Consider the following 22,753-nt stretch of genomic DNA (forward strand, 5'->3'; position numbering starts at 1 on the left):
TTCATGGCAAATTCAGAACAGACTTTTCAGGGTGCTAAACAGCGGGCTGTGACTCACGCTTTCGCCTACCACTGTTAACGCCCGGGTCGCCGGAACCGGCGCAAGCGGCTGTTTCACTTTACACAGTTCTGCCGGCTGGAAGCGCGGTTTCGCCGGTTTCACCGGAACCGCTGGTGTCCGTGAGCCGCTGTGGCGTGTTTCGTTCAGCAACTGGCTGGGGCGAACCAGCGTAATGTCTGCGGGCAGAGAGGGCAGCATCTGCTGCAGCACCCGAACGGTGTTGGGGTGGGGATGACCGATAGCAATGGCATAACCGTCGCGCTGTGCCAGCTTCACCGCCCGGCTGAACTGCTGGCGGATAGCATTAATATCCTGACTGTCATCCAGGAACACCCGGCGTTTCAGAACTTTGACCTGAGTGCCCTGCGCGGCAGGAATCGCCTGGCTGTTGGCGATGGTCATGCTATCCAGGAAGTAGAGGTTATAGTGATTCAGCGCCTGCATTACCTTCTGCATACCGGAAAGGCTCGAGGTCATCCTGCTGCCCATGTGGTTGTTCAGGCCGACTGCGTAAGGCACGTTGCTGACCGCATTGCGCATAATGCGGGTGATCTCTTCGCTGCTCATCTCCGGGGTCAGCGTATCTTTTTCCAGTGGCTGTTTGCTGAGTGGCGCCATCGGCAGATGGATCAATACTTCGTGTCCACCCTGATGGGCTCTGGTGGCCATCTCCCGTGCATGGGGTGCGTTGGGCAGAACAGCCACTGAAATCGCCTGCGGCATCTGCAGAACTTTGTTCTCTTCGGCAGGCCGGTAGCCCACATCATCGATAACAATAGCCAGCTTGCCTGCCTGCGCCGCGAAGCTGAACAGCAGCGCGCTGAATAAAACGGAGATTTTTCGACGTTGCAGCAAAACTTATTTTCCTAACCACGGGAGTGGATTGACAGCCTGTCCCTGACGTCGGATTTCAAAATAGAGCGACGGGGTACCGCGCCCCCCGCTGGTGCCCACCAGGGCGATAGGCTGTCCTGCCTTCACCTGTGTACCCACGCTCACCAGTGCACTCTGGTTGTAGCCATAGAGGCTCATGTCGCCTTTACCGTGCTCCAGCACTACGACCAGACCGTAACCCTGCAACCAGTCGGCCATCAGAACCCGCCCGTCGGCAATGGCTTTCACCTCGGTGCCTTCCCGCGCATCAATCACCAGGCCTTTCCAGCGCAGTTCCCCCTGCAGCTGTTCACCAAAGCGATGTTCGATGCGTCCGCGCACCGGCCACAACGCCTGCCCGCCTGCGCGACCGAGTCCTCCGGTACGGGCAACCAGTTCGCGTTCGCTCTGGGTCGGCTGATAGCTGGAGCCTTTGGCTTTGGCCTGCGCCTGGCGCTGACGCACTTTTTCTGCCTCACGGGCTTCGCGCGCCGCGCGCTCACGCGCTTCCCGTTCTGCCCGGGCGATCTTATCCTGCAGACGGCTTTCGTTCTGACGCATCTCGACCAGATCGGCCTGATCTTTTTCCAGCGCGCTTTCCAGCGACGTAAGGGTTTTCCTGCGCGCGTCGCTCGCCTGCTGCAGCTTCTGCTGCTGGCCCTGCTGCTGAGCTAATAGTGCTTTCTGCTGCTGTTGCTTCTGCTCCAGCGTGGCGCGTTGCTGATCCAGGTCCTGACGTGTCTGTTGCAGTGAGGCGATACTTTTCTGGCGCGCCGCGTTCAGATAGCCAAAATAGGCCAGAATACGCTCGCTGCGCTGGCTCTCTTCTCCGCCCATCAACAGCTGTATACCGTTGTGCTGGCCCTGACGAAATGCGGCATCAAGCTGTTGCGACAGCAGGCTTTCCTGCTGGCTTTGCTGCTTCTCAAGCCGGGCGATAGAGGTGGTGAGCTGTTTAATATCGTTATTCAGGGCGGTGAGGCTGTTGCGGGTTTCGCGCAACTGACGGCTCGCCTGGGCGATGATTTTTTCCTGACTCTGCAACTGATCCAGTAATTTGCTGCGCTGCACTTTCTGCGCCTTAACGCTTTTCTCTTTTTCAGCAATGTTCTGCTGAATAGATTGCAGCTGAGATTTACTGTCTTCCGCACTCTGTGCCACAGCTGGCAACAACAGTGCTCCCGCGCAAAGCAGGCTGAGGGAGAGGGTGGACAACGGTGTGAACAACGGCCGATTTTCGCCGCTGGAACGGGTCCTTGTGTACAAAACGGTAGTTTTTCCCTTCATAGGCCAATGATTATTCCACGATGAATCGCCGCTTACCAGTGCTCCCCACCGGCATTTGCTTTACCAGTTATGTCCGCTTTCACAATGAGATGGATTAAGCCTTACGCCATTTTTGCTATTCAGCCACTTTTTTTGGAAAATGGCGCACAAATCGATACTCTCGCCGCATAGCATCTGTACATGCGAAGTGGCGCAGGTATACTCAGAACCCTTGTTTTAGCTTATTAGCCCGGTCTGGAGTCGTTACCCCTCATGCAAGAAATTATGCAGTTTGCAAGCAATCACCCCATCCTGAGTCTCGCATGGGTCGTTTTACTCATTCTGGTGATTGTGACTACCGTTAAAGGAATGTTCTCTAAGGTAAAAACGATCAGCCGCGGTGAAGCGACCCGCCTGATTAACAAAGAGGACGCGGTGGTTGTCGACGTGCGTTCGCGCGACGATTTTCGCAGAGGGCATATTTCAGGTGCGCTGAATGTGGCAGCCGCTGAGATTAAAAAAGGCAACGCAGACGAACTGGAAAAGCACAAAGCGCAGCCCATAATTGTGGTATGTGCAACCGGACAAAGCGCGTCTGATTCCGCTGCACATCTGAGTGCTGCTGGCTTCCCGCAGGTCTTTGTTCTGAAAGATGGCATCAGCGGCTGGAGCGGCGAAAATCTGCCGTTAGTTCGCGGTAAATAACCTGTAACCTGACAGAGGTGCGTAGCATGGCAAATGTTGAAATGTACACCAAGGCCACCTGTCCTTACTGCCATCGGGCGAAAGCGCTGTTAACGCAAAAAGGCGTGTCGTTCCAGGAGATTCCCATTGATGGAGACATGGCGAAACGCGAAGAGATGATCAAGCGTAGTGGCCGTACCACCGTGCCTCAGATTTTTATTGATGCGCAGCACATTGGCGGCTGCGATGACTTATTCGCACTCGATAATCGCGAAGGTTTAGATCCCTTACTGCAGGCGTAAGTTTACGCCGGACAATCTCATACATAGGATTTGGTCACATGTCAGAACATAACACGAACGAAATGCAATTCCAGATTCAGCGCGTCTTCACAAAAGATATCTCTTTTGAAGCGCCTAATGCCCCGCAGGTTTTCCAGAAAGAGTGGGAACCGGACGTCAAACTGGATCTGGATACTGCATCTTCTCAGCTGGCTGACGATGTTTACGAAGTGGTACTTCGTGTGACTGTAACCGCCAACGTGGGTGAAGAGACCGCTTTCCTGTGTGAAGTTCAGCAGGCCGGTATCTTTACCATCAGCGGTATCGAAGGAACGCAGATGGCACATTGCCTGGGCGCTTACTGCCCGAACATCCTGTTCCCGTATGCCCGTGAATGCATTACCAGCCTGGTATCACGTGGCACCTTCCCGCAGCTGAACCTGGCACCGGTCAACTTTGATGCACTGTTCATGAACTATCTGCAGCAGCAGCAGGGTGAAGAAGGTGCTCAACAACATCAGGATGCCTGATGACCACTCACGCTTCGATTAGCGTCATCGGTGCCGGATCCTACGGCACCGCTCTGGCGATTACGCTGGCCCGTAATGGCCATCCGGTACTGTTGTGGGGACATAACCCGGCGCATCTGGCGCAGCTTCAGACCGACCGCTGCAACACGGCTTTCCTTCCTGACGTTCCGTTTCCCGATAACCTCTCTCCTGAACCCGACCTGCAAAAAGCCATTGAAGCCAGCCGCGACATATTGATCGTGGTGCCGAGCCATGTCTTTGGCGACGTACTGCAACAGATTAAGCCTCATCTGCGGTCTGACTCGCGGATTGTCTGGGCGACCAAAGGGCTGGAAAAAGAGACCGGACGCCTGCTGCAGGATGTGGCGCGTGAGATTCTGGGCGAGTCCATCCCGCTGGCCGTGATCTCGGGGCCGACCTTCGCCAAAGAGCTGGCCGCAGGCTTACCGACGGCTATCGCGCTGGCCGCCACGGATGCGCAGTTTGCTGACGATCTGCAGCTGAAGCTGCACTGCGGTAAAAGTTTCCGCGTTTATAACAACCCCGATTTTGTCGGTGTCCAGCTGGGCGGCGCGGTGAAAAACGTGATTGCTATCGGAGCCGGCATTTCTGACGGTATCGGATTTGGCGCCAACGCGCGAACCGCACTGATCACCCGCGGTCTGGCTGAGATGAGCCGGCTCGGTGCTGCACTGGGCGCCGATCCCACCACCTTTATGGGGATGGCGGGCCTGGGCGATCTGGTCCTGACCTGTACGGACAATCAGTCGCGCAACCGCCGGTTTGGCATGATGCTGGGCCAGGGCGAAGATGTAGATAGCGCGCAACGCATTATCGGACAAGTTGTAGAGGGCTACAGAAACACCAAAGAAGTCAAAGCGTTGGCTTCAAGATTCGGTGTGGAAATGCCGATTACCGAGCAGATTTATCAGGTGCTGTATTGCGAAAAACCGGCGAGAGATGCAGCATTGAGCCTGCTGGGACGAACAAGGAAGGACGAAAACAGCACTGGCTAACGCAGGACGCGTAGCATCATCACCTGCAGCGCCCATTCAGGCGCTTTTTTTATCGGGAGAAAGCAGCAATGTCGTCTGATGAGTTAGAACTGGTCTGGAATAATATCAAAGCAGAAGCGCGAGCCCTGGCTGATTGTGAGCCGATGCTGGCCAGCTTCTTTCACGCGACATTGCTTAAGCATGAAAATCTCGGTAGCGCACTGAGTTATATGCTGGCTAACAAGCTGGCAAATCCGATTATGCCTGCCATCGCCATCCGCGAAATCGTCGAAGAAGCCTACCGTGAAGACCCGTCGATGATACTGTCAGCGGCTTACGATATTCAGGCGGTGCGTCAGCGCGACCCGGCAGTCGATAAATACTCCACCCCGCTGCTCTACCTTAAAGGGTTTCACGCCCTGCAGGCGTACCGCATCGGCCACTGGTTGTGGAATGAGGGCCGTCGTGCGCTGGCGGTTTATCTGCAGAATGAAATCTCCGTCTCGTTTGCAGTCGACATTCATCCCGCTGCCAGCATTGGTCACGGTATCATGCTCGACCACGCCACAGGCATCGTGATTGGTGAAACTGCAGTCGTGGAGAACGATGTCTCTATCCTGCAGTCGGTGACGCTGGGCGGCACCGGTAAGACCAGCGGCGACCGCCATCCTAAAATCCGTGAAGGGGTCATGATTGGAGCCGGTGCGAAAGTGCTCGGCAACATTGAAGTGGGCCGGGGGGCAAAAATCGGTGCCGGTTCTGTGGTGTTGCAGCCTGTGCCGCCGCACACCACGGCAGCAGGCGTACCCGCCCGTATCGTCGGCAAGCCAGGCAGCGATAAGCCATCAATGGATATGGATCAGCACTTCAACGGCAGCCTGGCGGGTTTTCAGTTCGGCGACGGCATCTAGTCCTTAATCAGCGCGCCGGCATAATCCAGCTGGCGCCACGCTTCATACACCACTACCGAAACGGCGTTCGACAGGTTCATGCTGCGGCTTTCTGCCCGCATCGGGATGCGGATTTTCTGCTGCGCCGGTAACGCCGCCAGTATCTCAGCCGGCAGCCCACGGCTCTCCGGTCCGAACAGCAGATAATCGCCCGCCTGATACGTCACAGCACTGTGTGCAGGTGTCCCTTTGGTCGTCAGCGCAAACAGACGCGCTGGTGCCTCTGAGGCGAGAAACGCCGCATAATCCGCATGGAATCTGATGGCCGTAAATTCATGGTAATCCAGCCCGGCGCGGCGTAAGCGCTTGTCATCCCAGGCGAAGCCAAGCGGCTGGATCAGGTGAAGCTGAAAGCCACTATTGGCGCACAGGCGGATGATATTGCCGGTATTCGGCGGAATTTCTGGTTCAAACAAGACAATGTTAAGCATTAAGGCCCCCGATGACAGGGGCCGAAGCATAACAAATTATTGCCGACCGGAGGAGTAGAGCGGTAACCAGAGAGTCAGTCTCAGACCGCCCAGTGGGCTGTCATCGGCTTTCACCCAGCCGCGATGCTGCTGTACGGCCGTGTCGACAATGGCCAGACCCAGCCCGGTGCCGCCCGATTCGCGATCGCGCGCTTCATCAGTCCGGTAGAAGGGACGGAAAATCTGTTCCCGATCTTCCGGGCTTACGCCAGGACCATCATCATCGACGTGAACCGTGATACCGGAAATATCGACGGAGAAGCTGACGCTGATGTGGGTGTGTGAATAGCGCAGCGCATTGCGCACGATATTTTCGAGCGCACTCTCCAGAGCGTGCGGATTGCCATAGAGCGGCCACGGGCCCGGAGGATAGGGGATATCCATCTTCTTGCCCATCTGCTCAGCTTCGAAACGGGCATCTTCCAGCACCCCATTCCACAACTGATTGGCCTTCATCGCTTCGCTGACCAGCGCATTCTTGTGCTGTGTGCGCGAGAGCACCAGCAGGTCGTTGATCATGCCATCAAGGCGTTGCGCCTCCATCTCAATGCGTCCCAGCTCTTTACTTTCACCCTGGCGACGACGCAGCAGCGCGGTTGCCAGTTGCAGGCGGGTCAGCGGGGTACGAAGTTCATGACTGATGTCCGATAGCAGGCGCTGCTGACCGGTCATCATCCGCTCCAGCGCACTCACCATCTGGTTGAAGCTCGACCCGGCGGCCAGAAACTCCTGCGGGCCTGACTCCAGTTCCGGGTGCTGGCGCAGGTTTCCGCTCGCCACCTCATCGGCGGCATATTTCAGCTTACGCGCCGGGCGCGCCAGGCTCCAGGCCAGCCACAGCAGCAGCGGGGAGCTGATCAGCATCGTCACGATAAGCAGCAGTAACGGGCGGTCAAACAGCAGATTGACAAAATCGAGCTGGGAGCTGTTGGCGGGACGGATCATGTAAAGCTGGTAGTTGTCTTCGCCATCCTGCACGGAGAAAGGCCCGACCAGCTCCACCCGACCATATTTCTTTTTCTGCGGATGATCGGCATTGTCAGACTGGCCGATAAAGTTACGGATCACCTGCATTTCGTTATGTTGCGCGCCGATCACCCGACCTTCGCTGGTGACTAACAGCAGTCGCTGACCCGGCGGTGCCCATTTTTCGACGGCACGGAACAGACGACGCCACCACATCAGATCGTTAGGGGGATCCTGTGACAGCTCGGCTTCGACGTGCTGCTCAATCATGATGCCCTGCCGCTGTTCACTTTCCAGCAGCGAGGTCATCTGACGTGAATCGAGTTTAGGCACCATGAGCACCAGCATCAGCACCAGCGCCAGGGTTAACCAGAAGATAGCGAAGATGCGGGTGGTCAGACTGCCAATCATGATGCCGAAACCATCAGATAGCCGCGGCCGCGTAACGTTTTAAACCAGGGATGACCATCACGGCGCTCAGGCAGCTTGCGACGCAGATTGGAGATATGCATATCAATGGCGCGGTCAAACGGCGTCAGACGCTTGCCCAGCACTTCCTGACTCAGGTGTTCGCGTGAGACCACCTGGCCCAGATGCTGCGCCAGCAGATAGAGCAGGGTAAATTCCGTGCCGGTCAGATCCAGCGTCACATCATCAAAGCTGGCCTCCTGACGACCGGGATTGAGACGCAGGCAGTCCACTTCCAGCGTCGGTGAGCTGTTATCGTGTTGCTGCTGCTGTTCACTCCAGTTCGAACGCCGCAGAATCGCGCGGATACGGGCCACCAGTTCACGATCGTTAAACGGCTTAGGCAGATAGTCATCTGCGCCCAGTTCGAGGCCCAGCACGCGATCCAGCTCGCTGCCGCGCGCGGTCAGCATGATGACGGGAGTCTGATGTTGCTGTCGCAGTTCTTTCAGGGTGTCGATACCGTTTTTCTTCGGCATCATGACATCCAGTAAAAGCAGATCAATAGAGTTGTCGAGCAGGTTCAGCGCTTGTTCACCATCGCTGGCCACTACCACTTCAAACCCTTCCATTTCTAACAGTTCTTTCAAAAGCGAAGTTAATTCGCGGTCGTCATCTACCAACAGGATTTTATTCATTTTTGTAGCCCTCCGCAGGCAAAATACCGTGTTCCTGGCGCACCTATCCATCGCTTTACGTAGTTTTACACCCCCTGACGGATGTTTGCAGCTGTCGCCGTACACTGGCTCTCGTTGAATCGCAAAACGGAACAAACTGGAGTACACGATGCGCAAATTAACCGCCGTCGTCCTTGCCTCAGCGATGACCCTGAGTATCGCCAGTGCAGGTGCTAAAGATGCGACGACGATTGACGAGATGCATCATGGCGGATTTCCGACAGGCAGTATGACGCAAAATCCGCAAAGCCACATGTTCGATGGCATTGAGCTGACGGAAGAGCAACGTCAGCAGATGCGTGACCTGATGCAACAGGCCCGACATGATCGCCCGGTGGTTCATATTGACGATATCGCAGCACTTCATGAGTTAGTGACTGCAGACCAGTTTAACGAAGCGGCCATCCGCAACAGAGCGGAAATTATCGCCAGAGTTCAGGTTGAACAGCAGGTTGAGATGGCACGCGTACAGAATCAGATGTTTCAGCTGTTAACGCCGGCTCAGCAGGCCACGTTACAGAAGAACTACCAGCGGCGGCTGAATGAGCTGCGCCAGTTTTCGAATTTGCAGTCGGCCTCATCGCTGCAGGCAGTGAGTAGTACCAGCAGTAACCAGTAACATAGTATCCCTGTTTTCCTTGCCATAGACACATCCCTGTCTTCCCCCGCCATGATGGCGGGGGTTTTTTTTATCTTTTTTTCACTTTTTCTGTTTTGACCCGAATCATCACCGCACAACAAAACCCCGGTTTTGTTAGCGCCTGTTGGCCCTTTACCGGCTTTTAGTTGCTGAAAGATGAACTGACCGGGGTTCTGGTTGCGTTTAAGCGCACCGGCAGGGCAAAACAGGGAAAAAATATTTTAACCCGTTGAAAAGAGTATATTTATTCGTCTGTTCGGAAAAATAAATACTATTTTTCAGTAAGATAGGGATTTTACCGTTGCGCTTGCTGGCGCCCTGGCTTTATCTACACTTAATCTTGTCACTGCAGGGAAGTGAAGTGATTTCGCGAAGTCTCAGGGAGCAACAACCACATTATGTAATCCCGAATGAATCTATTAACGGAGTAAATTATGGCAGAGCATCGTGGTGGTTCAGGTAATTTCGCAGATAATCCGCAAAAGGCCTCTGAAGCCGGTAAAAAAGGCGGCCAGAACAGCGGCGGCGGAAACTTTAAAAACGATCGTGAAAAAGCATCAGAAGCCGGTAAGAAAGGCGGCAAAAAGTAACAGCTGCAACGTTTCCTGAACAGACCTGAAACTCAGGGTCTGGCACTGATGTGTATGACACGCTGCCCCGTCCTTTTCAAAGGCCGGGGCTTGTTTTTATCGGTTGCCCCCGCCGTAAAGAACCTCTCTCCGTTGCGCCTCCTTAAGCATTGCCCGCCTCAGGGTGTTAGACTTCAGCCTTTCTTCCATCTGAATACGCCTCATCTGATGATGGGCTGCAGGGGATCCGGCATGCAACCCTCTTATGGCCGACTGGTAAAGCGTGCTGCGCTGGCCGCTACCCTTCTCGCGTCGGTGCTGTTGATCGTGAAAATCTTTGCCTGGTGGTACACCGGTTCGGTGAGTCTGCTCGCTTCGCTGGTGGACTCGCTGGTTGATATTGCCGCGTCGCTCACGAATCTGCTGGTGGTGCGTTATGCGCTGCAGCCCGCCGATGAAGACCATACGTTCGGGCACGGTAAAGCGGAATCGCTGGCGGCACTGGCTCAGAGCATGTTTATTTCAGGCTCGGCGCTGTTTCTGTTCCTGACCGGCCTGCAACATCTGGCGTCGCCGGATGTTCTGCGGGCTCCTGGTGTCGGGATTGTGGTGACGGTTGTCGCGCTGAGTTCAACCCTGTTACTGGTGGCCTTTCAGCGCTGGGTGGTGCGAAAAACCCGCAGTCAGGCCATTCGGGCTGACATGCTGCACTATCAGTCCGATGTGATTATGAATGGCGCGATTCTGATCGCCCTGGTGCTGAGCAGCTATGGTTTTGCAAGGGCAGATGCCCTGTTCGCGCTGGGAATCGGCATTTTTATTCTCTACAGCGCGTTGCGTATGGGCTACGACGCAGTGCAGTCCCTGCTGGATCGCGCATTGCCGGAAGAGGAGCGTCAGCAGATTCTGACGCTGGCAACGAACTGGCCGCAGGTGCAGGGGGTGCACGATCTGCGTACCCGCCAGTCCGGCCCGACAAAATTTATTCAGCTGCATCTGGAGCTTGAAGACCAGCTACCTCTGGTGCAGGCGCACCGTGTGGCCGATCAGGTTGAGAGGGCATTACGCGACGCCTTTCCCGGGTCAGACGTAATTATCCATCAGGACCCCTGTTCTGTGGTACCGTTCGAGAAGGAGGATTCTCCAGGTTTTTAACCTAAACGAATCAATTTGATACGTAAGGGACGACGTAACGCTAACATTGCTGCAAAAAATAGTGAAAAGTTGTCTGACCTGAATCAATTCAGCAGCAAGCCTTTGATATACTATCTGCCATCACATGTCGCGCTGGCCTTTAATGATGTTCAGCAGCGATCGACAGGCAGGATTAACCCTTCGTTTTAAAAATCCAGAGGTTGTCATGATCAAAAAAATTGGTGTATTAACCAGCGGCGGTGACGCCCCAGGCATGAACGCAGCTATTCGTGGAGTCGTGCGTTCCGCGCTGAGTGAAGGACTGGAAGTTTTTGGGATCTATGATGGCAATCTGGGATTGTACGAAGACCGCATGATCAATCTCGATCGCTACAGCGTCTCCGACATGATCAACCGCGGCGGCACCTTCCTGGGCTCTGCGCGCTTTCCTGAATTCCGTAATGAAGATATTCGCCAGGTGGCCATCGAGAACATGAAAAAGCGCGGCATTGACGCGCTGGTGGTGATCGGCGGCGATGGCTCCTACATGGGGGCGAAACGTCTGACCGAAATGGGCTTCCCCTGCATCGGCTTACCGGGCACCATCGACAACGACGTTGCCGGAACGGATTACACCATCGGTTACTTTACGGCGCTGGAAACCGTGGTGGAGGCCATTGACCGCCTGCGTGATACCTCTTCGTCGCATCAGCGTATCTCCATCGTTGAAGTGATGGGCCGCTACTGCGGCGACCTGACGCTGGCGGCGGCCATTGCGGGTGGCTGTGAGTTCATCGTGCTGCCGGAATTCCCTTATACCCGTGAAGAGCTGGTTGCGGAAATCAAAGCGGGCATCGCCAAAGGGAAAAAGCACGCTATCGTGGCGATTACCGAACATATCTGCGATATCGACGATCTGGCGCGCTTTATCGAAACAGAAACCAAACGCGAAACCCGTTCCACCGTGCTGGGCCATATTCAGCGTGGTGGCGCGCCCTGTGCCTATGACCGTATTCTGGCGTCACGCATGGGCGCTTACTCCATTGAGCTGCTGATGCAGGGCTATGGCGGTCGTTGTGTTGGTATTCAGAATGAGAAGATGGTGCATCACGACATCATTGACGCGATTGAAAACATGAAGCGTCCGTTTAAGCGTGACTGGCTCGACACCGCGAAAAAACTCTACTGATCCCTCTGCCGGGGTGTGCGTTACCGCACGCCCCGGCATCGCCAGCCTATATTCCCCACAGTTATAACCACTTATTTTTAATTCTTTAAGCTCTGTATTGGTTTATGTCACGCTACGCCCATAACGACATTGGGAGAGTGCGTAATGAACAAGTGGAGTATCGGCGTTACCCTGTTGCTGGCCTCAACCAGCGTTCTGGCAAAAGACATTCAGCTGCTTAACGTGTCCTACGATCCAACGCGTGAGCTGTACGAACAGTACAATAAAGCGTTCAGTGCGCACTACAAACAGGAAACCGGCGATAACGTCGTGGTGCGTCAGTCCCATGGCGGCTCCGGCAAGCAGGCAACCTCCGTAATTAACGGCATCCGGGCAGATGTGGTGACGCTGGCCCTGCAATCCGATGTCGATGCCATTGCAGAACGCGGGCGTATTGATAAAAACTGGCTTCAGCGTCTGCCGGATAACTCCGCCCCTTACACCTCGACCATTGTCTTCCTGGTACGCAAAGGCAATCCCAAAGGCATTCATGACTGGAGCGACCTGATCAAACCAGGTGTCTCTGTCATCACCCCTAACCCGAAAACCTCCGGCGGGGCACGCTGGAACTATCTGGCGGCCTGGGGCTGGGCGCTGGATCACAACAATGGCGATCAGGCTAAAGCGCTGGCTTACGTCAGAGCGCTGTTTAAAAACGTTGAGGTGCAGGATTCCGGTGCGCGTGGCGCGACCAACACCTTCGTTGAGCGCGGCATTGGTGACGTCCTCATCGCCTGGGAAAACGAAGCCTATCTGGCGGTGAACAAGCTGGGCAAAGATAAGTTCGAGATTGTGACGCCGAGTGAATCCATTCTGGCTGAGCCGACCGTGTCGGTAGTCGATAAGGTGGTGGACGAAAAGGGTACGCGTAAGGTTGCGGACGCCTATCTGAAATACCTCTACTCGCCGGAAGGCCAGACGATTGCCGCGCAGAACTACTACCGTCCGCGTGATGCTGAGATTGCGAAGAAATTTTCCAGCACCTTTGCGCCCGTGAAACTGTTCACCATTCAGGACAAGTTTGGTGGCTGGACACAGGCTCAGAAAGCCCACTTCGCCGATGGCGGCAGCTATGACCAGGTCATGAAACCGTAAGGCATGGCGGTCAGCGCATCTCTGCGCTGACCGCTTAACGCGACACCTCTCTCTTCTCCACCCCTGCTGCGCTATCAGCCAGAATTCCCCGTGACATTCTTTTCCCGCCAGGCGAGGATGCAGGCTGCGAAGCCACTCAGGAAGCGTTGTTATGCCGATACACCGTCATGCAGCCCGCGGGATGGCGATCCTGCTGGTGCTGGTCATTGCGGGGATGCTGGCGGCCGCACTGCATTTTAAAAAGAACAGTGATGCGCTGTGGCAGATCGTCAGCGAGAAATGTGTGCCCCACCAGCAGAGCAGTGGCAACCCTGCGCCCTGTCAGCGTGTCGATCGGCCACATCGTTATGCCATGCTGAAAGATATCCATGGGCCATTGCAGTTTCTGCTGATTCCGCTCGACAGGATCACGGGCATAGAAAGCCCGCGCTTACTTCAGCCAGCCACACCCAACTATTTTGCCTTTGCCTGGCATGAACGCTATCTGTTAGCCCAGCGGCATGGCTCGCCGATTGACGACCGGGTTCTGTCGCTGGCTATTAATTCAGAGTATGGCCGCACCCAGAACCAGCTTCATATTCACCTCTCCTGCCTGCGCCCCGATGTGCGTCGGCAACTCGATACGCTGACGCCGCAGCTTAACGGCCAGTGGCAGCGCAGCACGCTGCGTCAGCATCACTACTGGCTGCGTGCCCTGACGCCAGCCGAACTGGCGCAGCAGAGTGCCTTTATCCGTCTGGCCAGTGAGCGGCCACAGGCGCGCACAGAGATGGGGAAATATGGACTGGCGCTGGCGCAGTTAAGCGACGGGCGACTGGTGCTGATGGCGATAGAGCGAAACTGGCTGCTGCTGAATAGCGGGTCGGCGGAGGAGGTGCAGGATCATAGCTGCCAGCTGATTGCGCCCATAAAAAAGGCGGCTTAAGCCGCCTTTAATCTGTGTATCAACGCTTAGGCGCTTTTTGCCGCCGCCGCCGCTTTCACGATGACCGCAAACGCGTCAGCTTTCAGTGACGCACCGCCAACCAGCGCACCATCGATGTCAGGCTGGGTGAACAGCTCTGCCGCATTTTTGTCGTTAACGGAGCCGCCGTACTGAATGATGACCTGCTCCGCGACTGCCGCATCTTTCTTCGCGATGTGGTCACGGATGAATTTGTGCACGGCCTGAGCCTGCGCAGGGGTCGCCGATTTACCGGTACCGATAGCCCAGACGGGCTCATAGGCGATGACCGCACCATTGAACGCTTCAGCGCCCTGGGTTTCCAGCACGGCATCCAGCTGACGAGCGCAGACTTCTTCGGTTTTACCCGCTTCGTTTTCTGCTTCGGTTTCACCGATGCAGAGCACGGGAACCAGACCCACTGACTTCAGCACCGCGAATTTCTTCGCGATGAACTCGTCGCTCTCTTTGTGGTAAGTACGACGCTCTGAGTGACCGATAATGATATATTTCGCGCCGATATCTTTCAGCATCTCTGCGGAAACTTCACCGGTGAAGGCACCAGACAGGTTAACGTCTGCGTTCTGTGCACCCAGTGCAATGTGACTACCGGAGAGGGCGTGTTTTGCCTGCTCGAGATAGAGTGCCGGCGGTGCAATGGCAACGCCACAACCGTCAACGCCAGACAGTTCCTTGCGCAGACCGGCGATCAGTTCAGCTGTGATCTGCTTGCTGCCATTCAACTTCCAGTTACCCATAACCAGTGGATGTCGCATTCTATCCTCCGCATAACGCGATACATGAAAAATCGCTGCCAGCCGGCAGCGTTGTCTGCCAGACAGTATAGAGATCAAATGTTGCGATGGCTTTGCTTTTCGTCATTTTCGGCCACATCATCAGGGGCTGGCGAGCGCCAGTTTGACCGGCTCAATCGCAAAGGTCAGCCCCTTGTCACCGCTGTCAGAGACGACAAATCGCAGCGCGCCGTCGACCTGCGCATAGTAGGGTGAATCCTTGCCAGCATTCAGCAACGCCTCCAGCTTTTTACGCCCCTCTTCGGCACTTAATCCCGGCACAAAGAAGCGCAGCAGGGCGGTCATGTAGGCCAGCGCCTTTTGCTGCGAGGCGCTCTGATCCGGGCCAGGTAACGGCAGCCAGGTAATCTGCAACGTTTTGATTTTGCCGGTGCCGGGCTCCAGCGCCGTAGAGGCGTAGAGCGTCTCATTGATTTTGCTGGCAGCCCGCGTCAGGTTGCTTTTGTCACCGCGATTATCAATAGCGCGATACTCCGGCAGGATGAGCGCGGCATTGGCCAGATTATACTTTTCGCGAAACTGGCCGATAGTCATATCAAAGGTGGGCGCACCCGCCAGCAGATAGGGGGCGGGAGGCAACGCATCGGTCCGCTCCTGCGGTGGCGGATCGGCGGCAAAGACCGGAACCGTCAGCGCAAACGATAACAGCAGTGCGCCAGGCAAATTCTTCATTTTGTCGATCCTGTCCCGTAAACTCAGGCGCAAATTAAAACGGTTTTTATCCGCGAGGTCAAAAGCGCGGCAGCTCTCTTTTCCGGATGATAAAGCATGACGTTACAACAATGGTGTTTTTCCTGGCGCGGCCGGCTGGGACGACGTGATTTCTGGATCTGGCAGGCGGTCTGGCTGCTGACAACGACACTGCTCTTCGTGCTGGCGGCTAACGACTGGCTCGATACCCAGATGGCGGCCTTTGGCGTGGTCTGCCTGCTGTGGCCTGCCAGCGCGGTGATCGTCAAACGGCTGCACGATCGCGATCGTCCCGGCTACTGGGGGTTGCTGGTGATCGTGGCCTGGCTGCTGGTGGTGGGGAACTGGAGCATGCTGGCGGGCATCCTGCCCTGGCTGCTGGGACGCGCCATTCCCTTTGTTTTACTGGCGGGCCTGCTGCTCGACCTCGGCGTTTTTCGCGGCTCCCCCGGCGCTAACCGGTTTGGCCCGGCGACCCAGCCGGTGCGATACCGCTCAACGGCTCACCAGTAATGTTCGCTGGTGATATGCCCCGGCTTACGCTTAAGGTGTTTGCGCATCTCACGTGTCTCTTTCAGGAGTTGCTGAGTATCACGCACCATCTGCGGGTTACCGCACAGCATCACATGGCTGCTCTCTGCATCCAGTGTCAGACCGGTGGCCCGCTCCAGCTCGCCATTCTCAATCAGCGCAGGTACCCGGCCAGTCAGCGAACCGGCAATCTCTTCGCGACTTACCACCGTCTGAATCTGTAGCTGACCCTGATAACGCTGCTGCAGCTGCTGCATCAGCGGTAAAAAACTCAGGTCGGCCGCATAACGCGCGGCATGCACCAGCACGATATTTTCAAAGCGTTCCAGCCCTTCGCCCTGCTGCAGCATCGACAGGTAAGGACCAATAGCGGTGCCGGTCGCCAGCATCCACAGCGTCCTGCACGGCGGAACCTCATCCAGCACAAAGAAGCCCGCGGCTTCTTTGGTGACCATCACCTGATCGCCTGGCTGGAGGGCCTGCAGATGCGGGCTGAGCTTGCCCTCTGGCACCGTAACCAGATAGAACTCCAGCAGATCATCTTTCGGCGCGTTGACGTAGGAGTAAGCGCGCTGCACGCGTTCCCCCTCAATTTCCAGCGCCAGTTTGGCAAATTGCCCGGCGATAAAGGGATCGACCGGTGCCGTCACCCGCAGACTGAACAGCGCATCCGTCCAGTTTTTGACTTCCTTTACTTCAGCATTGACCCACTCAGCCATACTCACTCCCTGGTTGTTGATGATTCAGGCAGGTCACTATTTTCGCGGCTGCCCGGCGCTATTGCCAGCCTGCGCCCTCGCAAAGGCTCGAATCGACAAACCGTTGCATTCCCTTTACAGGCTGGTGCATAAACTTGACAGGCGCAAGCCAGGACCTTTTCGTCTGCCTCTCGCTTTGTCACCTAATCCTGATATTTTGCCCGCCATAATAAGATGTCCGGCGGGTGAACCGCTGTTTTAACCTCCTTTCACAGAAAGATATTTTGTATAACCATGATGACGAAACTGGAAAATCGCCCGCTGCTGGTGATGCTGATTGTGCTGGTGGCCGTGGGTCAGATGGCGCAGACCATTTATGTTCCGGCTATGGCGGTAATGGCCGATGCGCTGAACGTGCGGGATGGCGCGCTGCAACGCGTGATGGCGGCCTATCTGATGACCTATGGCGGATCGCAACTGATCTACGGCCCGCTGTCGGACAGCGTGGGGCGGCGCCCGGTGATCCTGGCAGGCATGCTGATCTTTATGATCGGGGCGGTGACCGCGCTGATGGCGACCTCGCTGGATATGCTGGTGCTTGGCAGCGCCGTGCAGGGGCTGGGAACCGGCGTGGCTGGCGTGATGGCCCGCACCATGCCGCGCGATCTTTATGAGGGTCACGCGCTGCGCCGTGCTAACAGCCTGCTGAATATGGGCATTCTGGTCAGCCCGCTGCTGGCGCCGGTGATTGGTGCGCTGCTGACCCAGCTCTTTGGCTGGCATGCCTGCTTTGCCTTCCTGCTGCTGCTCTGCCTGACGGTAACCGGTGCGATGGCGCGCTGGCTGCCGGAGACCCGGCCGCAGAGTGCAGAAGTGACGCCCTTCTTTAAACGCTACGCCCGTCTGCTCAGCGACGCGAATTTCGTCCGCTACATCGTGCTGCTGATTGGCGCGCTCGCCGGAATTGCGGTATTTGAGTCGAGCTGCGGTGTATTACTGGGCGGCGTGCTGGGCCTGCACAGCCTGACTGTCAGTATCCTGTTTATTCTGCCGATTCCGGCGGCCTTCTTTGGCGCCTGGTTTGCCGGCCGCGAGCAGGGCTCCTGGCATAGCCTGATGTGGTGGGGCGTGAACAGCTGCCTGCTGGCGGGCATTCTGATGTGGATCCCGGCGTGGTTCGGCGTGATGAATATCTGGACCCTGCTGGTGCCGGCCGCGCTCTTCTTTTTTGGTGCCGGTATGCTCTTTCCGCTGGCAACCTCTGGCGCTATGGAACCTTATGCCTGGCTGGCGGGTAGCGCGGGCGCGCTGATTGGCGGGCTGATGAACCTGGGCTCGGGTCTGGTCGCGTGGCTGTCAGCGATGATGCCGCAGCGCGACCAGTTCAGTCTGGGGATGCTGATGTTCTTCACGGCGCTGGTGATGCTGCTCTGCTGGTTGCCGCTCTCACGTCAGCCGGAGCGCGGCAACCAGGCGGTTACAGGATAAACGGATGAAGCGCCGGATCCTTGCGGTCAAGATAGTGAATCGACTGGATACGGCGGATGGTGCGTGATTTACCGCGAATCAGCAGGGTTTCGCTGGTGGCGATATTGCCCTGACGCGTAATGCCTTTCAGCAGCTCGCCACTGGTAATGCCGGTGGCGGCAAAGACCACGTTGTCGTTGCGCGCCATCTCACTCAGCGTCAGCTTTTTCCCCGCCTCAATCCCCATCTCTGCACAGCGCTGCAGCTCCTGCTCGCCGAGCAGACGGTTTTCCGCGCTGTCGCCCTTAACGTGATGACGCGCCAGCAGCCGGCCCTGCATATCGCCGTCCAGCGCCCGGATGACGGCCGCAGAGACCACGCCTTCCGGCGCACCGCCGATGCCATACATCACATCCACTTCGCTGTCCGGCATGCAGGTCAGAATGGAGGCGGCCACGTCGCCATCCGGGAAGGTGAAGACCCGCACACCCAGCTGCTGCAGCTGACCAATCACCGCGTCATGGCGGGGTTTTGCCAGAATCGACACGGTTAACTGCGACAGCGGCTTGTTCATCGCGATAGCGATATTACGCAGGTTGGTTTCCAGCGGCAGGTCGAGATCGATTGCCCCGTGGGCGGCCGGTCCCACAATCAGCTTCTCCATGTACATATCGGGTGCGTGGAGAAAACTGCCCTTGTCGCCCACGGCCATGACGGCCAGCGCGTTAGCCTGACCCAGCGCCGTCATGCGGGTGCCTTCAATCGGATCGACCGCAATATCGACCGCGTCGCCGCGACCGGTGCCGACTTTTTCACCGATATAGAGCATCGGGGCTTCGTCGATTTCGCCTTCGCCAATCACAATCTGGCCGTCGATCTCAATGGAGTTGAGGACGTGACGCATGGCATGAACAGCCGCGCCATCGGCCGCATTTTTGTCGCCGCGCCCTAACCAGTGATAGCCCGCCAGAGCGGCAGCTTCGGTTACGCGGGAAAATTCAATGGCAAGTTCTCGTTTCATGGTCTCTGCCTGACAAAAAACAGACAGGCAGTGTAACACAGCGGGAGAGTGGGGCGGGGAAAAGGCCCGCGACGCAGACGGTCGCGGGCCCCGGTATTACTCTTCTTCTTCCCACGCCTGCGCGCGGGCGACGGCTTTTTTCCAGCCGGCATAGCGGAAGTTACGTTCGGTGGTTTCCAGGCTTGGGCGGAACTCACGCTCAATCACCGATTTTGCACGGACTTCATCCAGATCCTGCCAGAAGCCGACAGCCAGACCTGCCAGATATGCTGAACCCAGCGCCGTAACTTCACGCACTTCCGGACGCTCAACACGGGTGCCGAGGATGTCAGACTGGAACTGCATCAGGAAGTTGTTGGCCACCGCGCCTCCATCCACACGCAGCGCCTGCAGACGGGTGTTCGCATCGTTCTGCATCGCTTCCAGAACGTCGCGGGTCTGATAAGCGATCGACTCCAGCGTGGCACGGATGATGTGGTTAGCGTTCGCACCGCGCGTCAGACCGAAGATCGCGCCACGGGCATACGGGTCCCAGTAAGGTGCGCCCAGACCGGTGAATGCCGGCACCATGTAGACGCCGTTGGTATCTTTCACTTTCATCGCAAAGTATTCAGAGTCAGCGGCATCGCTGATCAGCTTCATCTCATCGCGCAGCCACTGAATCGAGGCACCCCCGATGAACACCGCCCCTTCCAGCGCATAGTTCACTTCACCACGCGGGCCACAGGCGATGGTGGTCAGCAGGCCATGCGTTGAGGTTACCGCTTCAGTACCGGTGTTCATCAGCATAAAGCAGCCGGTGCCGTAGGTGTTTTTCGCCATGCCAGGCTGGACGCAGAGCTGGCCATAGAGCGCCGCCTGCTGGTCACCGGCAATACCGGCGATAGGAATACGCGTGCCGCCTTTACCGCCGATGTTGGTCTGACCATAGACTTCAGACGACGATTTCACTTCCGGCAGCATTTCACGCGGGATATCCAGGATATCCAGCAGGCGCTGATCCCACTCCAGCTTGTGAATGTTGAACATCATGGTACGGGAGGCGTTGGTGTAATCGGTGATATGCACGCGGCCCTGGGTCATTTTCCAGACCAGCCAGGTATCAACGGTGCCGAACAGCAGCTCGCCACGTTTCGCACGCTCACGCGCGCCTTCAACGTTATCGAGGATCCACTTCACTTTGGTGCCGGAGAAGTAGGGGTTAATCACCAGACCGGTGGTGTGCTGGATATACTCTTCCAGTCCCTCTTTCTTCAGTTTGTTACAGTAGTCGGCGGTGCGGGGATCCTGCCAGACGATGGCGTTATAGACCGGCTTACCGGTCTCTTTGTCCCAGACGATAGCGGTTTCGCGCTGATTGGTGATACCGATAGCGGCAATTTCATCGGAGCGAATATCGGCGTGTGCCAGCACTTCAACCAGCGTGGAGCTTTGAGAGGCCCAGATATCCATCGGATCATGCTCAACCCAGCCCGCTTTCGGGTAGATCTGGGTAAATTCACGCTGCGAGACGGCGACGATGTTGGCGTCGTGATCGAGGATCACGGCGCGTGAACTTGTTGTGCCCTGATCGAGCGCGACAATGTATTTTTTATCTGTGGTAGTCATAAATTCAGTCCTGATGATAAAAGGTGAAACTTACGCTTTACGCTGCTGAGCGCGTGCAACCGGTTTGTCTGCAGGAACACTGGCAGGTTCCTTCGCGGTGCCTGGCAGATAGCGGCCAATCAGTGCGCGATAACCTACGGCACCCAGGCAGGCACCGACCAGCGGACCAAAAATCGGAACGAGGAAGTAAGGGATGTCACGACCGCCGGTGAAGGCAACGTTACCCCAGCCTGCCAGCCATGCGAAAATCTTCGGTCCGAAATCACGTGCCGGGTTCAGGGCAAAGCCGGTCAGCGGACCCATTGCGCCACCAATTACCGCGACCAGCAGGCCGATCAGCAGGGGTGCCAGTGGGCCGCGTGGGATGCCGTTACCGTCATCCGTCAGACCCATGATGACCGCCATCAGTACCGCCGTGATGACCATCTCAACCAGGAATGCCTGACCGACACCGATGTGCGGGTTAGGATAGGTTGAGAAGATGCCCGCCAGGTCGAGACTCTCAACCGTACCGCGCACCATCTGATGGCTCTGCTCATAGTCAATAAAGAGGCTGTAGTAGAGGCCATAGACCAGCGCTGCGGCACAAAAGGCGCCGGCAACCTGTGAGATGATGTAAGGCAGAACTTTACGTCCTTCAAAATTTGCAAACAGGCAGAGCGCCACGGTAATGGCCGGGTTCAGGTGCGCACCCGAAATGCCTGCGGTGAGGTAGGCGGCCATGGAAACGCCCAGCCCCCAGATGATGCAGATTTCCCACTGACCGAATGCGGCACCGGCGAGTTTCAGTGCGGCCACACAGCCCGCGCCGAAGAAAATAATCAAGCCTGTCCCCAGAAATTCGGCAATACACTGACCTTTGAGCGTGTTAGTTGTCTGACTCATAATAGTGGTTCCTGAAGCGAGGTTAAATTTTATCAGTTTTTGTTCTCATTCCATGAGTCGCCCAGCTTTATTGTAGGGTTGGTGTGAATTTATCGTTAACGAACATAAACGAGAAATAGCGAAATCATTTTTTGTGTACTGTGTCATAAAAATGCGCGTTTTCGCGTATTCCGGCTTTCTTTCGCCCTTAAATGCGCCGGATAGCGGGCGTGGCGGAGAGATCTCTGTGTGCCGTTGATCGGAGCACAGCATAAATTCAGGCATAGACTGAAAAGTGTTACAGACTACGCCCGGCGCGCCCGCGTTGCTGGACTTGCGGGGTGAGGGTACATACAATCGGGACAACGTTGCTGGCTAGCGCTGGCATCATCAACGCCTTGCAGGAATTTAGGAGAGGTCAGAAAGATGTCATTTGAAGTGTTTGAGAAACTGGAAGCGAAAGTACAGCAGGCGATTGATACCATCACCCTGTTGCAGATGGAAATCGAAGAGCTGAAAGAGCAGAACAACTCACTGCGTAACGATGCGCAACAAGTCGCGGGCAACCACGATGCGCTGATGCGTGAAAATCAGCACCTGAAAGAAGAGCAGCACGTCTGGCAGGAACGTCTGCGCGCACTGCTGGGAAAAATGGAAGAGGTTTGAAGCCTCAGCTGATGTGAAAAACGGGTGCTCAGGCACCCGTTTTCATGTCTGCTCCCGGTTGCTGTCGGACCTTATTCGAGGTCCAGCGCATCCTCTGACAGAATGATACCGGTATTGTCGGCATAGAGATGGTCACCGGAAAAGAAGGTCACGCCGCCGAAATTGACGCGCACATCGCTTTCGCCAATCCCTTCACCCGCCGCGCCGGCCGGAATGGCGGCAATCGCCTGAATGCCAATTTCCAGCTCTTCCAGCTCGTCAACCTGACGTACTGACCCGTAGATGACCAGGCCTTCCCACTCGTTAGTGGCTGCCAGACGTGCCAGCTGCGCATCCACCAGCGCCCGACGCACGGAACCGCCGCCATCAATCACCAGCACCCGACCGCGGCCATTTTCTTCCAGCAGATCGTAGAGTAAGCCGTTGTCTTCAAAGCATTTCACTGTGGTAATCTGACCACCGAATGAAGTGCGCCCACCAAAGTTTGAAAAAAGCGGTTCAACAACATTCACTTCTTCATGGTAGATATCGCAGAGTTCAGATGTATCGTATTTCATAAGGGTT

The 22,753-nt window shown here is 56.4% G+C and carries 26 protein-coding genes; 14 read left to right on the top strand and 12 right to left on the bottom strand.

Features of this window, described 5'->3' with window-relative positions:
• Positions 1 to 12: 12 nt before the first annotated feature.
• Together OJ965_RS03230 and envC are read right to left on the bottom strand one after the other, a co-directional pair.
• A complete protein-coding gene (locus tag OJ965_RS03230) occupies positions 13 to 915 on the bottom strand; it encodes a divergent polysaccharide deacetylase family protein (RefSeq protein WP_058957365.1) in 903 nt (300 codons plus the stop codon).
• A 3-nt stretch (positions 916 to 918) separates the two neighbouring features.
• Complete coding sequence (gene envC / locus OJ965_RS03235) at positions 919 to 2,220, bottom strand: murein hydrolase activator EnvC (protein ID WP_111207968.1); 1,302 nt, start codon at positions 2,218 to 2,220, stop codon at positions 919 to 921.
• A 252-nt stretch (positions 2,221 to 2,472) separates the two neighbouring features.
• Between envC and OJ965_RS03240 the strand changes: the two genes are divergently transcribed.
• The 5 genes from OJ965_RS03240 to cysE all read left to right on the top strand — a co-directional run bounded on the left by OJ965_RS03240 (position 2,473) and on the right by cysE (position 5,600).
• On the top strand, positions 2,473 to 2,904 hold the full coding sequence (locus OJ965_RS03240) for a rhodanese-like domain-containing protein (RefSeq protein ID WP_140029944.1): 432 nt from the start codon (positions 2,473 to 2,475) through the stop codon (positions 2,902 to 2,904).
• Between the two features lie 26 nt (positions 2,905 to 2,930).
• Positions 2,931 to 3,185: a glutaredoxin 3 gene (gene grxC, locus OJ965_RS03245; protein WP_008926942.1), complete on the top strand. Its 255-nt coding sequence runs from the start codon at positions 2,931 to 2,933 to the stop codon at positions 3,183 to 3,185.
• Positions 3,186 to 3,223: 38 nt separating this feature from the next.
• On the top strand, positions 3,224 to 3,694 hold the full coding sequence (gene secB, locus OJ965_RS03250; protein WP_009088070.1) for a protein-export chaperone SecB: 471 nt from the start codon (positions 3,224 to 3,226) through the stop codon (positions 3,692 to 3,694).
• Complete coding sequence (gene gpsA, locus OJ965_RS03255) at positions 3,694 to 4,710, top strand: NAD(P)H-dependent glycerol-3-phosphate dehydrogenase (RefSeq protein ID WP_181161969.1); 1,017 nt, start codon at positions 3,694 to 3,696, stop codon at positions 4,708 to 4,710. Before secB ends, gpsA begins: the two co-directional genes overlap by 1 nt.
• A gap of 68 nt (positions 4,711 to 4,778) precedes the next feature.
• Positions 4,779 to 5,600, top strand: coding sequence for a serine O-acetyltransferase (cysE, locus tag OJ965_RS03260; protein WP_009088067.1), 822 nt, complete (start codon positions 4,779 to 4,781; stop codon positions 5,598 to 5,600).
• Here cysE and trmL read toward each other — a convergent pair.
• Genes trmL through cpxR form a run of 3 tightly spaced genes read right to left on the bottom strand, consistent with a single transcriptional unit; the run spans position 5,597 to position 8,181 of the window.
• Entirely contained in the window at positions 5,597 to 6,070 is a 474-nt protein-coding gene (trmL, locus tag OJ965_RS03265; RefSeq protein WP_265137775.1) for a tRNA (uridine(34)/cytosine(34)/5-carboxymethylaminomethyluridine(34)-2'-O)-methyltransferase TrmL, read from the bottom strand. The genes cysE and trmL overlap by 4 nt on opposite strands.
• Before the next feature lie 36 nt (positions 6,071 to 6,106).
• On the bottom strand, positions 6,107 to 7,486 hold the full coding sequence (gene cpxA / locus OJ965_RS03270; protein ID WP_009088064.1) for an envelope stress sensor histidine kinase CpxA: 1,380 nt from the start codon (positions 7,484 to 7,486) through the stop codon (positions 6,107 to 6,109).
• Complete coding sequence (gene cpxR / locus OJ965_RS03275; RefSeq protein WP_009088062.1) at positions 7,483 to 8,181, bottom strand: envelope stress response regulator transcription factor CpxR; 699 nt, start codon at positions 8,179 to 8,181, stop codon at positions 7,483 to 7,485. Before cpxR ends, cpxA begins: the two co-directional genes overlap by 4 nt.
• A 148-nt stretch (positions 8,182 to 8,329) precedes the next feature.
• Between cpxR and cpxP the strand changes: the two genes are divergently transcribed.
• The 6 genes from cpxP to OJ965_RS03305 all read left to right on the top strand — a co-directional run bounded on the left by cpxP (position 8,330) and on the right by OJ965_RS03305 (position 13,811).
• Complete coding sequence (gene cpxP, locus OJ965_RS03280) at positions 8,330 to 8,839, top strand: cell-envelope stress modulator CpxP (RefSeq protein WP_046100843.1); 510 nt, start codon at positions 8,330 to 8,332, stop codon at positions 8,837 to 8,839.
• 455 nt (positions 8,840 to 9,294) lie between these two features.
• The gene (locus OJ965_RS03285; RefSeq protein WP_003851267.1) at positions 9,295 to 9,450 is read left to right on the top strand and encodes a con-10 family general stress protein; all 156 of its coding nucleotides are present in this window, start codon (positions 9,295 to 9,297) and stop codon (positions 9,448 to 9,450) included.
• Between the two features lie 231 nt (positions 9,451 to 9,681).
• Positions 9,682 to 10,584 carry a CDF family cation-efflux transporter FieF gene (gene fieF, locus OJ965_RS03290; protein WP_009088059.1) on the top strand — a complete coding sequence of 301 codons (903 nt, stop codon included), beginning with the start codon at positions 9,682 to 9,684 and terminating at the stop codon, positions 10,582 to 10,584.
• A gap of 205 nt (positions 10,585 to 10,789) precedes the next feature.
• Positions 10,790 to 11,752 carry a 6-phosphofructokinase gene (gene pfkA, locus OJ965_RS03295; protein WP_265137779.1) on the top strand — a complete coding sequence of 321 codons (963 nt, stop codon included), beginning with the start codon at positions 10,790 to 10,792 and terminating at the stop codon, positions 11,750 to 11,752.
• A 144-nt stretch (positions 11,753 to 11,896) separates the two neighbouring features.
• A complete protein-coding gene (locus tag OJ965_RS03300) occupies positions 11,897 to 12,886 on the top strand; it encodes a sulfate ABC transporter substrate-binding protein (protein ID WP_009088055.1) in 990 nt (329 codons plus the stop codon).
• Between the two features lie 151 nt (positions 12,887 to 13,037).
• Positions 13,038 to 13,811, top strand: a complete 774-nt coding sequence (locus tag OJ965_RS03305) for a CDP-diacylglycerol diphosphatase (protein WP_167432373.1) — start codon at positions 13,038 to 13,040, stop codon at positions 13,809 to 13,811.
• A gap of 26 nt (positions 13,812 to 13,837) precedes the next feature.
• Here the strand turns inward: OJ965_RS03305 and tpiA are convergent, their stop codons facing one another.
• The gene (gene tpiA, locus OJ965_RS03310) at positions 13,838 to 14,605 is read right to left on the bottom strand and encodes a triose-phosphate isomerase (protein WP_009088051.1); all 768 of its coding nucleotides are present in this window, start codon (positions 14,603 to 14,605) and stop codon (positions 13,838 to 13,840) included.
• Positions 14,606 to 14,725: 120 nt separating this feature from the next.
• Positions 14,726 to 15,316 (bottom strand): DUF1454 family protein, encoded by a 591-nt coding sequence (locus OJ965_RS03315; protein WP_009088047.1) that lies wholly within the window; start codon positions 15,314 to 15,316, stop codon positions 14,726 to 14,728.
• Positions 15,317 to 15,412: 96 nt separating this feature from the next.
• Here OJ965_RS03315 and OJ965_RS03320 point away from each other — a divergent pair, with 96 nt between their 5' ends.
• A complete protein-coding gene (locus OJ965_RS03320; protein ID WP_009088044.1) occupies positions 15,413 to 15,847 on the top strand; it encodes a DUF805 domain-containing protein in 435 nt (144 codons plus the stop codon).
• Here OJ965_RS03320 and fpr read toward each other — a convergent pair.
• Complete coding sequence (fpr, locus tag OJ965_RS03325) at positions 15,838 to 16,584, bottom strand: ferredoxin--NADP(+) reductase (protein ID WP_009088043.1); 747 nt, start codon at positions 16,582 to 16,584, stop codon at positions 15,838 to 15,840. The two genes, OJ965_RS03320 and fpr, sit on opposite strands and share 10 nt — an antisense overlap.
• Before the next feature lie 273 nt (positions 16,585 to 16,857).
• Between fpr and emrD the strand changes: the two genes are divergently transcribed.
• Positions 16,858 to 18,051, top strand: coding sequence for a multidrug efflux MFS transporter EmrD (gene emrD, locus OJ965_RS03330; RefSeq protein ID WP_084690423.1), 1,194 nt, complete (start codon positions 16,858 to 16,860; stop codon positions 18,049 to 18,051).
• On the opposite strand, the gene glpX is transcribed toward emrD, so the two are convergent.
• The 3 genes from glpX to OJ965_RS03345 form a co-directional block, all read right to left on the bottom strand.
• Positions 18,041 to 19,051, bottom strand: a complete 1,011-nt coding sequence (glpX, locus tag OJ965_RS03335) for a class II fructose-bisphosphatase (protein ID WP_058957357.1) — start codon at positions 19,049 to 19,051, stop codon at positions 18,041 to 18,043. The two genes, emrD and glpX, sit on opposite strands and share 11 nt — an antisense overlap.
• Positions 19,052 to 19,147: 96 nt before the next feature.
• Positions 19,148 to 20,659 carry a glycerol kinase GlpK gene (gene glpK, locus OJ965_RS03340; RefSeq protein WP_009088036.1) on the bottom strand — a complete coding sequence of 504 codons (1,512 nt, stop codon included), beginning with the start codon at positions 20,657 to 20,659 and terminating at the stop codon, positions 19,148 to 19,150.
• A gap of 30 nt (positions 20,660 to 20,689) precedes the next feature.
• Positions 20,690 to 21,544 carry an MIP/aquaporin family protein gene (locus tag OJ965_RS03345; protein ID WP_009088034.1) on the bottom strand — a complete coding sequence of 285 codons (855 nt, stop codon included), beginning with the start codon at positions 21,542 to 21,544 and terminating at the stop codon, positions 20,690 to 20,692.
• Positions 21,545 to 21,949: 405 nt separating this feature from the next.
• Between OJ965_RS03345 and zapB the strand changes: the two genes are divergently transcribed.
• Entirely contained in the window at positions 21,950 to 22,189 is a 240-nt protein-coding gene (zapB, locus tag OJ965_RS03350) for a cell division protein ZapB (RefSeq protein ID WP_003851242.1), read from the top strand.
• Between the two features lie 71 nt (positions 22,190 to 22,260).
• On the opposite strand, the gene rraA is transcribed toward zapB, so the two are convergent.
• Positions 22,261 to 22,746: a ribonuclease E activity regulator RraA gene (rraA, locus tag OJ965_RS03355; RefSeq protein WP_009088032.1), complete on the bottom strand. Its 486-nt coding sequence runs from the start codon at positions 22,744 to 22,746 to the stop codon at positions 22,261 to 22,263.
• Positions 22,747 to 22,753 lie beyond the last annotated feature (7 nt).

Source organism: Pantoea anthophila, assembly GCF_026104315.1.
In the GTDB taxonomy this organism is placed as follows: Bacteria; Pseudomonadota; Gammaproteobacteria; order Enterobacterales; family Enterobacteriaceae; genus Pantoea; species Pantoea anthophila.

Coding starts and splice junctions, on each gene's coding strand:
- envC (WP_111207968.1), bottom strand. CDS start 2,220: ATGAAGGGAAAAACTACCGTTTTGTACACAAGGACCCGTTCCAGCGGC.
- OJ965_RS03240 (WP_140029944.1), top strand. CDS start 2,473: ATGCAAGAAATTATGCAGTTTGCAAGCAATCACCCCATCCTGAGTCTC.
- grxC (WP_008926942.1), top strand. CDS start 2,931: ATGGCAAATGTTGAAATGTACACCAAGGCCACCTGTCCTTACTGCCAT.
- secB (WP_009088070.1), top strand. CDS start 3,224: ATGTCAGAACATAACACGAACGAAATGCAATTCCAGATTCAGCGCGTC.
- gpsA (WP_181161969.1), top strand. CDS start 3,694: ATGACCACTCACGCTTCGATTAGCGTCATCGGTGCCGGATCCTACGGC.
- cysE (WP_009088067.1), top strand. CDS start 4,779: ATGTCGTCTGATGAGTTAGAACTGGTCTGGAATAATATCAAAGCAGAA.
- trmL (WP_265137775.1), bottom strand. CDS start 6,070: ATGCTTAACATTGTCTTGTTTGAACCAGAAATTCCGCCGAATACCGGC.
- cpxA (WP_009088064.1), bottom strand. CDS start 7,486: ATGATTGGCAGTCTGACCACCCGCATCTTCGCTATCTTCTGGTTAACC.
- cpxR (WP_009088062.1), bottom strand. CDS start 8,181: ATGAATAAAATCCTGTTGGTAGATGACGACCGCGAATTAACTTCGCTT.
- cpxP (WP_046100843.1), top strand. CDS start 8,330: ATGCGCAAATTAACCGCCGTCGTCCTTGCCTCAGCGATGACCCTGAGT.
- OJ965_RS03285 (WP_003851267.1), top strand. CDS start 9,295: ATGGCAGAGCATCGTGGTGGTTCAGGTAATTTCGCAGATAATCCGCAA.
- fieF (WP_009088059.1), top strand. CDS start 9,682: ATGCAACCCTCTTATGGCCGACTGGTAAAGCGTGCTGCGCTGGCCGCT.
- pfkA (WP_265137779.1), top strand. CDS start 10,790: ATGATCAAAAAAATTGGTGTATTAACCAGCGGCGGTGACGCCCCAGGC.
- OJ965_RS03300 (WP_009088055.1), top strand. CDS start 11,897: ATGAACAAGTGGAGTATCGGCGTTACCCTGTTGCTGGCCTCAACCAGC.
- OJ965_RS03305 (WP_167432373.1), top strand. CDS start 13,038: ATGCCGATACACCGTCATGCAGCCCGCGGGATGGCGATCCTGCTGGTG.
- tpiA (WP_009088051.1), bottom strand. CDS start 14,605: ATGCGACATCCACTGGTTATGGGTAACTGGAAGTTGAATGGCAGCAAG.
- OJ965_RS03315 (WP_009088047.1), bottom strand. CDS start 15,316: ATGAAGAATTTGCCTGGCGCACTGCTGTTATCGTTTGCGCTGACGGTT.
- OJ965_RS03320 (WP_009088044.1), top strand. CDS start 15,413: ATGACGTTACAACAATGGTGTTTTTCCTGGCGCGGCCGGCTGGGACGA.
- fpr (WP_009088043.1), bottom strand. CDS start 16,584: ATGGCTGAGTGGGTCAATGCTGAAGTAAAGGAAGTCAAAAACTGGACG.
- emrD (WP_084690423.1), top strand. CDS start 16,858: ATGATGACGAAACTGGAAAATCGCCCGCTGCTGGTGATGCTGATTGTG.
- glpX (WP_058957357.1), bottom strand. CDS start 19,051: ATGAAACGAGAACTTGCCATTGAATTTTCCCGCGTAACCGAAGCTGCC.
- glpK (WP_009088036.1), bottom strand. CDS start 20,659: ATGACTACCACAGATAAAAAATACATTGTCGCGCTCGATCAGGGCACA.
- OJ965_RS03345 (WP_009088034.1), bottom strand. CDS start 21,544: ATGAGTCAGACAACTAACACGCTCAAAGGTCAGTGTATTGCCGAATTT.
- zapB (WP_003851242.1), top strand. CDS start 21,950: ATGTCATTTGAAGTGTTTGAGAAACTGGAAGCGAAAGTACAGCAGGCG.
- rraA (WP_009088032.1), bottom strand. CDS start 22,746: ATGAAATACGATACATCTGAACTCTGCGATATCTACCATGAAGAAGTG.